The sequence below is a fragment of the Pseudomonas sp. MWU12-2029 genome (genome assembly GCF_023242425.1).
GTDB classification, from domain to species: Bacteria; Pseudomonadota; Gammaproteobacteria; order Pseudomonadales; family Pseudomonadaceae; genus Aquipseudomonas; species Aquipseudomonas kribbensis.
This window is the reverse complement of the sequence record NZ_JALJDY010000008.1, coordinates 272,078-283,274: the sequence shown is the minus strand read 5'-3', so window position 1 is coordinate 283,274 and position 11,197 is coordinate 272,078. Positions and strand designations below refer to the sequence as shown.

Annotated in this window: 9 protein-coding genes; all 9 read right to left on the bottom strand. The window is 63.0% G+C overall.

Features of this window, described 5'->3' with window-relative positions; genetic code table 11:
• Nucleotides 1-8: 8 nt before the first annotated feature.
• The gene (icmH, locus tag M5B44_RS21160) at nucleotides 9-884 is read right to left on the bottom strand and encodes a type IVB secretion system protein IcmH/DotU (protein ID WP_007954389.1); all 876 of its coding nucleotides are present in this window, start codon (nucleotides 882-884) and stop codon (nucleotides 9-11) included.
• Nucleotides 885-889: 5 nt separating this feature from the next.
• Entirely contained in the window at nucleotides 890-2,221 is a 1,332-nt protein-coding gene (gene tssK / locus M5B44_RS21155) for a type VI secretion system baseplate subunit TssK (RefSeq protein WP_085708838.1), read from the bottom strand.
• Nucleotides 2,222-2,223: 2 nt separating this feature from the next.
• A complete protein-coding gene (gene tssJ, locus M5B44_RS21150; protein ID WP_085731356.1) occupies nucleotides 2,224-2,724 on the bottom strand; it encodes a type VI secretion system lipoprotein TssJ in 501 nt (166 codons plus the stop codon).
• 5 nt (nucleotides 2,725-2,729) lie between these two features.
• Complete coding sequence (gene tagH, locus M5B44_RS21145) at nucleotides 2,730-3,923, bottom strand: type VI secretion system-associated FHA domain protein TagH (RefSeq protein ID WP_085708836.1); 1,194 nt, start codon at nucleotides 3,921-3,923, stop codon at nucleotides 2,730-2,732.
• A gap of 18 nt (nucleotides 3,924-3,941) precedes the next feature.
• Complete coding sequence (locus M5B44_RS21140; RefSeq protein ID WP_003229566.1) at nucleotides 3,942-4,082, bottom strand: hypothetical protein; 141 nt, start codon at nucleotides 4,080-4,082, stop codon at nucleotides 3,942-3,944.
• Between the two features lie 93 nt (nucleotides 4,083-4,175).
• On the bottom strand, nucleotides 4,176-5,696 hold the full coding sequence (locus tag M5B44_RS21135) for a sigma-54 interaction domain-containing protein (protein ID WP_248740386.1): 1,521 nt from the start codon (nucleotides 5,694-5,696) through the stop codon (nucleotides 4,176-4,178).
• A gap of 10 nt (nucleotides 5,697-5,706) precedes the next feature.
• Nucleotides 5,707-8,364 carry a type VI secretion system ATPase TssH gene (gene tssH, locus M5B44_RS21130; protein WP_248740385.1) on the bottom strand — a complete coding sequence of 886 codons (2,658 nt, stop codon included), beginning with the start codon at nucleotides 8,362-8,364 and terminating at the stop codon, nucleotides 5,707-5,709.
• An 11-nt stretch (nucleotides 8,365-8,375) separates the two neighbouring features.
• Complete coding sequence (gene tssG / locus M5B44_RS21125; protein ID WP_085708833.1) at nucleotides 8,376-9,383, bottom strand: type VI secretion system baseplate subunit TssG; 1,008 nt, start codon at nucleotides 9,381-9,383, stop codon at nucleotides 8,376-8,378.
• Nucleotides 9,347-11,134, bottom strand: a complete 1,788-nt coding sequence (tssF, locus tag M5B44_RS21120; protein WP_007954380.1) for a type VI secretion system baseplate subunit TssF — start codon at nucleotides 11,132-11,134, stop codon at nucleotides 9,347-9,349. The genes tssG and tssF overlap by 37 nt, the downstream gene beginning before the upstream one ends.
• Between the last annotated feature and the right edge of the window lie 63 nt (nucleotides 11,135-11,197).

Below are 11,197 nucleotides of genomic sequence, written 5' to 3'. Positions count from 1 at the left end.
GTCCCTGTTTACGGCTGCGACTGCGGCTGGACCGCGGCCGGATCAAGCGGCTGATAAGGTTGCAGAACGGTGTCGCGCTGCTCGCCCAAGACCCAGGCGAAGCCCGAATACATCATCACCAGGCAGACGAAGGTGAACAGCACCACCATCCACGCCGGCACGATGCGCACCAGGTTGCGGCGCTGATCGTTGAGGCCTTCCCACTGCGGCGACAATTCGCGCGGCACGTCGCCGCGCAACTGACGGATCTGCCGGTACAGGGCGTCGCGGATGCCTTCGAGCTCCAGCATGCCGCGGGCCTGCACGCGGTACTTGCCCTCGAAACCGAGGGACAGGCACAGGTACATCAGCTCCAGCATCGGCAGGTGCTTGACCGGGTTTTTCGACAGCCGATCGAGCAGCTGGAAGAACTTCTCGCCGCCGAAGGTTTCGTTGTGGAAGCTGCTGAGCAGGCTCATCTGCGACCACTCGCTTTCGTTGCCCCACGGCGTGGTCACGACGGCTTCGTCGACCACGGTGCAGAGCACGTAACGGGCGGCCATCACCTGGCTGCTTTCGGCGCCGTTGTGCAGGGCGCGCACTTCGAACAGCTTGAGCCCGGCGGTCAGGCGCTCATTGAGCGCGTAAAGATCTTCGCGGGTTTCGCTGTGCTTGAGGCGCACCACTTCCGACAGCAGTTCGGACGACGCCGCCACCAGCGAATTGAGACTGATGTTGAAGGCTTCCGCCGGGCGCAGGCGCGCGGCGTAGATCATCCGTTCTTCCAGTTGTTCGAAGCGCGGCGGCGCGGCGAAGTCGGTCAGCGGACTCGCCGCCGGGCCATGGCCCTGACGGTCGAGCAGGACGGTTTTGTCGTCCTGGTTGTGTTCCATGTCCTTGATCATGTCGGTCAGTTCCTGATGGCCCAGAATTTCAGTTCAAGCTCGGCGAATTCGCCGGACACGTGGAACGCGAAGCCGCCGGAGCGCTCGAGTTGCGCCAGGTCTTCGGAACTGAGTTCGAGGATGAAATAGGTTTTGTTGGAGTGGAACGCGATCTGCCGCGGGGCCACCGGCAACGGTTTGACCTTGATCCCCGGCAAGTGCAGGTTGACCAGTTGGCGGATGCGCTCCACCGGGCCGACCTTGAGGTGCGCAGGCAAGCGGTTGCGCAGTTCTTCGGAGTCGCAGTTGGCACTGGCTGCCAGCACGAACGACGCCGAGCCCAGCAGTTTGTGGTCGTGCAGCGGCGACACGATGATCCCGTACTGACGCGCCTGCAGGATCAGTTCGATGGCGTGCTGTTCCAGCACCATCGACAGCACCTGACGGATCGACTCCATCAGTTTGCGGAAACTCGCACCCTGGTCGGCGTGGGAGTAGCGGCTGTCCAGTCGCGGGCGTTTGCTGTCGCTGGAGAAGGTCGCCAGATCGCCGAGCATGGTCAGCAGCGTGCGGTACAACTCTTCCGGGTGAACCTGCTCCAGGCCCAGGTAGTGGCGCAGCAGCAGTTCGGTGCGGTTGATCAGTTGCAGCATCATGAAGTCGCCGATTTCCGCGCCGCCGACCTTGCCGTTCGAACGGATCCGCTCGGCAATGGTGTCGCCCCGGTGACCGAGCATGCTGATCACTTCTTTCAGGCACGACAGCAGGTAGCTGGAGGCGTGGGCCTGAATGTAGGTCGGCACGAAATCCGGGTCGAGGCTGATCACGCCGTCCGGCGTGGTGTCGAGCACGTCGCAGATCTTCAGCTTCACGTAGGCCTGGTCGCTCTGTTGCTCGCCGAGCAACAGCTTGAAGTCCGGGCGACCGCATTTGACCTGGCTCGCCGAATCGTCGCCGGCGTTGGAGTCGGCCACTTCGGTTTCATAGGCGGTGTAGCGCGCCAGCACGTCGGACTGCTCCGGACGACGGGCCTCGATGTGGTTGCCGGTGACCAGCGGCAGCGCCAGGTAAATCGGCGTATTGCCGGTGTTCGGCGGAATGTCCAGGGCCAGCGGTTCGGTGTTGCCGCCAAGTTCGAACAGGCTGCCGTCCGGCAGGATCCCCGAGGCTTCACTGATTACCAGTTTGCCCATGTTGAGGAACTGCAAGTCGATCTCGAGATTCAGGAAACCCCAGGTGTAACCACCCAGCAACTGGGTGCGGGTCTTCATCTGGTGATCGTAGTAGCGGTCGTTGTGCTGGAAGTGCTGCGGACGCAGCAGCATGCCTTCCTGCCAGATGACTTTATGGGTATTCATGATCAGTCATCCGCCTTGGCGAGCACTTCGTTGGTCTTGCGGATACCGGCCTGATCCAGGGTCAGATCGGCTTCGGTGACTTCCAGTGGCGTGATCGGGAACGTGTGGCGCCATTTGGTTTCCGGCAGGTCGCGATACGCGGCGAGGATGCCGATGTAGCGGCTGCCCTCCTCCACGCTGAGTTTCAGTTCCACGGTTTCACCCGGGCGCAGTTCGAGTTCTTCGCTGGCCACCAGATCCGGGTTGAGGGATTCCTTGGCGCGCTCGTAGAGGCTGAAGAAATCGGCGTTCTCGAAGGTCACCGGGTGCTTGAGTTCGAACAGGCGCACCACGATCGGCGACGGACGACCGTTGAGGTCCGGGTTCAGCTGATCGCTGCCGGTCAGCTTCAGGTTGATCTTGGTCACTTTCGAATACGGCGACAGCGACGAGCAACCGGCGAGCAGCACCAACAGGGTGAGCGCGGTCAGCGTCTTGAAAAAAGCGGTCGAGCGGCGAGACATGCGCATCATCCTTGGTGGTCGGTGTGGAGGGTGGAGATCAGGCGGATCTGTTCTTCGTAGGCCTGGGCGAAGTCACGGGCCAGCAGACGCTCGCTCCAGTCGTCGTCCTGACGCAGCGCGTGGTGGTAGCGGTTGAACGCTCTCCAGCGGCCACCGGAAGTGGCGAGCAACGGCTTGTTGTCGCGCTCGAAACGCAGGGTCAGCTGCTCCGGCGAGAAGTGCTCCAGGGTGCCGCGCACCGCCGCACGGCTGGCGGTCAGCAGCGCCACCTGATGCGCCTGCAAGTCGCGGAACGCACGGGAGATCGCCTGCTCGGCCGGCAAGTGGCCCGGCTTGTGCGGCTGCAACAGGATGTCCAGCGCTTCGCTCGGATCGACGGCGAATTTCAGCGGGTTCTTGTTGGTGCCTTGCACGGTGGTCTGGGCCAGACGCAGTTCGTTCTTCAGCTCCGAACGGGTGCGCAGGCTCTGTTGCAGACCGCCGATGCTCTGGCGCAGCAGGCGCGCAGCGTTGACCGCCAGCGCCTCGCGCTCGTCATGGCTCAGGCCTTTCAGATCGACACCCAGTGCCGCACCGAAGTGATCCCAGAAACCCTGTGGCTGACGCTCGACTTCTTTCGGTGCCGGCGCAGGTTCTGGCTTGGGCTCGACGATCAGCTCCGGCACCATCAGGCTTTCCATGTCGATGCGCGCGTAGTCGGCACGCTGACGGGAATCTTCCGGGTCGGTGGTTGGCGCGAGCATTTCCTCGAATTCCGAGTACACGCGCTCTTGCTGCTCCAGCGATTTCAGCGGGTCGAGGTCGAGGAACGCGTCATCCGGAATGATGGTGCCGGCGGCCCGCGGCAGACCTGCTTCACCGTCAAAGGTCGCCGGGTCGCGCACCAGTCGCGCACGAATCTCGAAGTCGCCCAGCACGTAGGTGCTGCCGTGCTCGATGCGCACCGGCTCGCCCTTGTGCAGACGAGCGCCGCTGTCGCCGTCCTGAACACCGTTGCTGCTGGTGTCGGTCAGGAAGAACGTGCCCTCGCGATAACTCACGATCGCGTGGTGGTTGGACAAGTGACGCTTGCGGTCAGGGATGATCCAGTCGCAGTCCTCGCCCCGCCCGATCACGCCGCCGGCCTGTTTGAAGGTCCGCTGGCACAGCTCGGTGGGCACGAACTGCTTGGTGTTCAGCATTTCGAAAACCAATTCCATGTTTGATGCTCCTTGCGGTCACTTGCCGCGATTGACCGCCTGCGGATCACCCAATGGGCGGTAATCGTTATCGTTGAATTTGTAATTGCCGCTACAGCCGCCGAGGCCGCATAGAACGACGAGGGTCAGCAGGACAGCGTGCCAGTGACGAACAGACATCAGAGGGTCTCCAGGTGTAGACAAAGCACAAAGCGCCGACCCTTTCGGGCGGCGCTGATAGAAGCGGACGAGGTGAAACCGACGGACTTTTGCCTACCCATCGAAGTCACCCAGATTGATGTTCAAGCGGCCGAGCCGATACAGCAGCGTGCGTCGGGGAAGGCCCAGTTCGCGGGCCGCGAGGGTCTGATTGCCGTCGTTCTTGCGCAGGCAATCGAGCAGCAATGTGCGCTCGACTTTCTCCAGGCGTTCGCGCAGGTTCAGGCTGCTGTCGTCCTCGAGCATCGGCTCCATGCGCAGGGCAAAATGCTCGGCCAGCAACTCGCCGCCTTCGCACAACAACACGGCACGCTCGACCAGCGCCTTGAGTTCACGGACGTTGCCGGGGAAGGTGTAACCCGACAGATGCTCGAGCGCCGAGTCGGACCAGCGCACCGGATCCCGCTGCAAATAGGCACAGGCCTTCTCGGCGAAATGCTTCGCCAGATCGAGGATGTCGCCTTCGCGTTGACGCAAGGCCGGCAGGACAATCGGGAATTGCGCGAGACGGTAATACAGGTCCTCGCGGAATTTGCCTTCGCTGACCAGTACCGACAGATCGCGGTGCGTCGCGGCGATGATGCGCACGTCAATCTTGTGGGTGTCGTTGGAACCCAGCGGGCGGATCTCGCCTTCCTGCAACACGCGCAGCAGTTTCGATTGCAGCGACAGCGGCATGTCGCCGATTTCATCGAGCAACAGCGTGCCGCCATTGGCTGCGTCGAACAGCCCGGCGCGGTCGCGGTCGGCGCCGGTGAACGCACCTTTGCGATAGCCGAACAGCTCGCTTTCCAACAGGTTTTCCGGGAACGCCGCGCAGTTCTGCACGATGAACGCCTGGGACCGGCGCGGCCCGCAATCGTGAATCGCGCGGGCTACCACTTCCTTGCCGGTGCCGGTTTCGCCACGCAACAGCACGGTGTACGGGCTGTGCAAGACCTTGCTGATCAGCGAATAGGTCTGGCGCATGGCCGCGCTTTTGCCGATCAGGCCGTAACCGCTGATGCTCGGCACGCTGCGAACCGCCGGAGCCACGGTATCCACCGGTTGGCGCAGGCGCTGCAGCAGATGCAACTGGCCGAGCACGAACGAGCCGAGTTGACCGAGGGAATCGGCGAAGCCTTGCAGGTCGGTATGACGACGGCTGGCGCACAGCAACAGACCCTCGACGGCTTTCTGCTGATTGACCAGCGGCACGCACAACAACGACTGCCACGGCGTGGCCGACGCCGGCAGGAAACTGGTTTCGTGCAGGCTGCCGCCGAGGTCGTCGAGGCACACCACGCGGTTCTGGCACAGGGCGAACTGCAGCAACTGCTCGCCGTTGTAGTCCGCCGGCAGGCTCGCCGCACCTCGCGGTTGCAGCACGCCTTCGAGGCACTCGGCGTTCATCCCCAGGCACGTGTGGGTGGCATCGAGCAGATACAGTTGCGCCAATTCGCAGCCACTCAACCCGGCCACACCGCGCACGAAGTCACCCAGCAGCGCAGCACCGTCCGCCGAGCGCGACAGGCTGGCGAACTGCGCCAGCAACGCTTCGGCATAGAGCAGTGGCTGCGGCACTTGAGTGAACATCACACTCACCTCAGGCGAACTCGCAGGTCACGCTGGCTTCACCATCGAGCGTCGCATGCACACGCTTGAGGCTTTCACCGGTGGCCATGGCGTCGAGCAAGCGGTCGGCCACCAGCGGCAACACGTGCTGGTCGAGCAAGTGGTCGATCAGGCGCGCACCGCTTTCGCTTTGAGTGCAACGCTCGGACAGGTGATCGACGAGGTTCTGGCACCAGCTGAAATCCAGCTGGCGACGGTTCAGGCGCTCGCCCAGACGACCGAGTTTGATCTCGATCAGCTCGCGCAGCACCGGGCCACCGACCGGGTAGTAAGGCACCACTTTCATCCGCGCCAGCAGCGCCGGTTTGAAGTGTTTGCTGAGCACCGGGCGAATGGTTTCTTCCAGCACTTCGGCGGTCGGCCGCGCGCCGTCTTCGCAGAGGTCGCTGATCTTGTCGCTGCCCAGGTTCGAGGTCATCAGGATCAGCGTGTTGCGGAAGTCGATCTCGCGCCCTTCGCCGTCGTTGGCCACGCCCTTGTCGAAGATTTGGTAGAACAGGTTGAGCACGTCCGGATCCGCCTTCTCGACTTCATCGAGCAGCACCACCGAGTACGGCTTCTGCCGCACCGCTTCGGTGAGCATGCCCCCCTCGCCGTAACCGACGTAGCCTGGCGGTGCACCGATCAGGCGGGAAACGGTGTGCTTCTCCTGGAACTCGGACATGTTGATGGTGGTGATGAAACGGTCACCGCCGTACAGCAGATCGGCGAGCGCCAGTGCGGTTTCGGTCTTGCCGACGCCGCTCGGGCCCACCAGCAGGAACACGCCGACCGGTGCGTCAGGCTTGTTCAGGCCGGCAGCGGTAGCGCGCATCGAGCGATCCAGCGCGTGCACGGCTTGTTCCTGACCACGGATGCGGGTGCGCAGGTCAGTGGCGAAGCTTGCGACCTTGGCGTTGTGTTCGCGAGCCAGTTGCGCCAGCGGTACGCCGGTCCAGGCGCTGATCACTTCGGCCACCAGACGCGGGCAGACTTCGAAGCTGACCAGACGCTCCTTGACCTGCGCGGCGGTCAGGGCGCTGTGGGTTTCGTTCAGTTGCGCTTCCAGCGCTTCGACGCTTTGGCCTTCTTCAACTTCAGCGACCACGGTTTCGATCACCGTGCCTTCGGCGTCTTCCTCAACGTTGACCACCGGCTCGACCGCCGCCGCTTCACGGGCCTTGGCCAGTTGCTGACGCAGATCCAGCAGGCGCTCGGCCAGTTGTTTCTGCTCGGTCCACAGGGTTTCCAGTGCGACCATTTCGGTTTCGGCTTCGTCCAGACGCGCTTCCAGTGCCTCCAGCGCTTCGTGGTCGATCAGCAGACCGGCTTCGGCATCGCGGCGCAGGGCCTGACGCTGACGGCCACCTTCAGCCAGTTCGCCACGCAGGCGTTCCAGGCTTTCCGGGGCGGCGGCGAGGCTGATCCGCACGCGGGCGCACGCGGTGTCGAGTACATCGACAGCCTTGTCCGGCAGTTGCCGACCGGCCAGGTAACGGGCGGACAGTTCCGCTGCCGAAACCACCGCGTCATCGCGCAGGTAGATGCCGTGGCTCTTCTCGTAGACCTGAGCCAGGCCACGGAGGATGGTCACGGCTTCGTTCACCGTCGGTTCGTGCAGTTGAACCGGCTGGAAACGACGGGCCAGCGCCGGGTCTTTCTCGAAGTATTTCTTGTACTCGGCCCAGGTGGTGGCGGCAATGGTGCGCAGTTCGCCACGGGCCAGCGCCGGTTTCAGCAGGTTGGCCGCATCGGAACCGCCGGCATTGCCGCCCGCGCCGATCAGGGTATGGGCTTCGTCGATGAACAGAATGATCGGCTTCGGCGAGGCTTTGACCTCGTCGATCACGCCTTTCAGACGACGTTCGAATTCACCTTTGACGCTGGCGCCGGCCTGCAGCAGGCCCATGTCCAGCGACAACAGTTCAACGCCTTTCAAGACCTGCGGCACTTCACCGGCGGCGATGCGCGAGGCCAGGCCTTCGACGATGGCGGTTTTACCGACACCGGCCTCACCGACCACGATCGGGTTGTTCTTGCGACGACGGGCGAGGATGTCGACCATCTGGCGGATCGCGCCATCGCGGCACAGCACCGGGTCGAGTTTGCCGTCGCGGGCCTGTTGGGTCAGGTTGTGGGTGAAGCGCTCCAGCAGCGATTCGCCCTGGGCGGCCGGTTTGCCGTTGGCCGCGGCCTGAGGCTGTTGCGACAGGGCAAATTCTTTCAGGCGATCAATGTTCAACTTGGCGAGCAACGGCTGGTAGCGGCTGCCGGCGTAGCGCATCGGGTTGCGCAGCAGCGCGAGGATCAGCGCCGCGTCTTCCACCGAGGTCTGGCCCAGTTCAAGGTTGGCCACCAGCAGCGCGTCCTGCAGCCACTGCACCAGCTCCGGGGCGAACACCGGGTTGCGCGAAGCGCTGTGCTCGACCCGCGATTGCAGCGCGGCGCTCAGTTCGCCGGCATCAACGTCGGCATCCTGCAGCGCACGGGAGAGCAGACCGTTCGGGCGCTCCAGCAGGCCCAGCATCAGGTCTTCGACCAGAATCTTGCTGCCGCCACGGGCGACGCAGCGCTCGGCCGAACGCTCCAGATCGCGACGGGTTTCGGCGTCCAGCGCCTGGATGAGTTGTTGCAGGTCTACGTTGATCATGGCTCACGTCCTTAATGAATTTTGCTGCCCAGGGTCACCACGCCGTCTGCTTTTTCGCAGCCCAGCCAACTGGTCCAACCCAGGCGACAGTCGTTCTTCTCGCCAATGCGCAGTTCGCGGATTTCTTCCGGACGCAGCACCAGGCGAATGTCGTAATCGAGCGGGTCACGCAAGGTGAACCGCACCAGCGCGCAGAGCGGCTGGTAACCGAAACCGATGGGCAGGAATTCGTGAAAACGTTCCCAGTCGAGTTCGGTGATGTGAATGCGGAACTTGCCGCTGCGGTCGCGCACGTGTTCGCCCAGCACCAGGTCTTCACCCAGCACGCTGTTGGCGAAGCCGAGGCGGTTGCGCTGTTCTTCGAGGATTTCCACGCGGCGCTCGATGCACTGCTCGATGACCAGGTCTTCGTGCTTGAAGTAGTAACGCAGCACCGCTTCGATCAGCGCCGCCGAGTGGGCCCGCAGGCTGAGCAGGCCGAGGTACGGCAGCAGGCGTTTCCAGTTCAGTTCCTTGGCCCGGCGAATCTCGTCGCCACCGAGGCCGATCAGCGCAAACAGCTGCGACGAGAACGGGTCGACCGCGCCGCTCTGGAAGCTCGCGCGATAGCGGTATTTGCGCCAGATCGGCAGCATCAGCCGTTGCAGGCGATGGTGGAACAGGTCTAGGAAGTTGCGCGTCGGGTTGCCGTCTTCGCTGTCGCCCAGGGCTTGTTCGCCGTAGAACGCCGGCAGCGGCGAACCGGAACCGACCAGGCCGATCAGGTTGAAGCGCAGGCGCGCGCGCATCTGCCCGTGCTCTTCGAAAAACTCCACGCGGTCGACATCGCTGCGCGGAAATCCAAGGCTCGGGTTGGCCTGGAATTCCACCTGGTCGTACAGATCCTCTTCGCTCAGGTACGGGTGCGCCTCGCGCAGCCGGTCGATCACCAGCAGCACGGCCTGAAACAGCGAGTACTCGCGTATTACCTTCGTCAGCCCGCTTAAAGCAGGGGCTGCAGGCCCATACGTGGTGTCCATTGGTACACCTCTCCCTGTGTGCTTTTTACCCGCAGCTCGTGGAATGAATTGAGACTGGCGTAAAGCGCGAAAAACTCGTTGAGAACCGAGGCGAAGACGAACAGGTCGCCCTCACCGATATACCCTTCGGGGTCGATGGTCAGTTCGGTGCGCAGACCGCGCACCGGCAGGCCACGGTGCAACCGGTCGACGTGGTGATGCTTGATCAGTTTCAGACCGCCGAGCAGGCGTTTGCTGACCTTCTCCGCGTGCTGGTCGTAGTAGCGCGGCAGGTCGTAGGTTTCGAGAATCACCTTCAACGCATTGACGTCGGCCAGCGACAGATAGTTGAGCGACATGTTGCTGATCAGCTTCCACAGGAAGTCACGGTTCAGCGGCGGCGCAAAACTCGAAGTAGCCGGGGTGATGTTGCGGAAACTCAGGAACTCCGGGGTCTCTTCGCAGGCCATGCAGATCTGCCCGAGCTTGAGTTTGCGCGGCAGGTTCTGGTTGGTGCAGACCAGCTCGATCGACAGGGTTTCGTGGGCTTCGGTGTGGCGGATGCCGAAGCTCAGGTAGGTGTCGAGGCCGTCGTGCAGCAACGACGAGCGCTGGCGGATGCTGTAATGCGGACGGCTGTTGGGCACGTCGAAACTCGGGTCGTGTTCGAAGGATTCGAACGGCACGTACTCCTGATAACCGAGGCCGCCGGGCTTCCAGCCGGTCACGGTTTCCACCGAGAACACGCCGCAGTTTTCCAGATCGAATTCCGCTGGCAGCAGCAGGTATTCATCCTGTTTGCCGTCGAGGCGGATCGGCAGTGCGTCGTGCTTGAACAGGTTGACGATCGGCGTGCAGAACAGCTTCACGTTATCCGTCGTCGGACGCATGCGCATAATGCCGCTCTTGCGGATGTCGAAGCGCAATTCCAGGCCGCGCATCTGCTTGAGGGTGTCTTCCGGCAGCGCCTTGAGAATGTCCAGGCCATGGACATCGACGAACAGGAACTTGTCCTGGAAGGCGAAGTATTCCTGCAGGTAGCGATAGCCCCGGAAGGTGTTCAGCGGATACGGGATCAACGCTTCTTCTTCGGCAAAACCCACCGGTTTGACGCGATCACCCGGAATTTTGAACGCCATCGGCTTGCCGCTCACGCCATCGATCGGCTTGCCGGCGCCGTCGAGGGGGATCAGTTCAATGCCGTCGAGGTTGCGCAGCAGGCTCAGGTAGAGCATCTGGCTGATGTAGCGCTCGCCGGCAAAGTGCAGGCGCAGCTTGCTCAGCTCCAGCTCGCCGAGGTGTCCGTCGGCACTCATTTCCAGGCGCAGGCTGAGCAGCGAACCGTCACCCTTTACCGAGTAGTTCAGCGCGGCCAGATCCAGCGCCATGACTTCGGTCGGGTAGCAGGTACGGAAACGGCAGCGCACGTCTTCGATGGGCACGCTCTCGATCGGCGTATCACGCTCGACCTTCAGCGCCGGGCCCGAGCGCTTGAGCGGATCGAACTGCAGAATGCTGAACGCCGGCAGCGGGCGCATGTAGTTCGGCCACAGTAACTGCATCAGGGAATGGCTGAGCTCCGGCAACTCGTCATCGAGCTTCTGGCGCAGCCGCCCGGTCAGAAACGCAAAGCCTTCCAGCAACCGCTCCACATCCGGATCCCGCCCGGCCTGCCCCAGGAACGGCGCCAGCGCCGGACTACGCTCGGCGAAACGGCGGCCCAGTTGGCGCAGTGCGGTGAGTTCGCTTTGGTAGTAGTGGTTAAAGGACACGGGTTACCTGCCTGGTAGTGGAACTCATCAAAAAAATATCCTGTAGAGCGCGACCGTCAGGCC

What these genes read in the sequence shown, in the direction of transcription:
- tssJ (WP_085731356.1), bottom strand. Translation starts at nt 2,724, where the DNA reads ATGTCTCGCCGCTCGACCGCTTTTTTCAAGACGCTGACCGCGCTCACC.
- icmH (WP_007954389.1), bottom strand. Translation starts at nt 884, where the DNA reads ATGATCAAGGACATGGAACACAACCAGGACGACAAAACCGTCCTGCTC.
- tssG (WP_085708833.1), bottom strand. Translation starts at nt 9,383, where the DNA reads ATGGACACCACGTATGGGCCTGCAGCCCCTGCTTTAAGCGGGCTGACG.
- M5B44_RS21135 (WP_248740386.1), bottom strand. Translation starts at nt 5,696, where the DNA reads ATGTTCACTCAAGTGCCGCAGCCACTGCTCTATGCCGAAGCGTTGCTG.
- M5B44_RS21140 (WP_003229566.1), bottom strand. Translation starts at nt 4,082, where the DNA reads ATGTCTGTTCGTCACTGGCACGCTGTCCTGCTGACCCTCGTCGTTCTA.
- tssH (WP_248740385.1), bottom strand. Translation starts at nt 8,364, where the DNA reads ATGATCAACGTAGACCTGCAACAACTCATCCAGGCGCTGGACGCCGAA.
- tssK (WP_085708838.1), bottom strand. Translation starts at nt 2,221, where the DNA reads ATGAATACCCATAAAGTCATCTGGCAGGAAGGCATGCTGCTGCGTCCG.
- tagH (WP_085708836.1), bottom strand. Translation starts at nt 3,923, where the DNA reads ATGGAATTGGTTTTCGAAATGCTGAACACCAAGCAGTTCGTGCCCACC.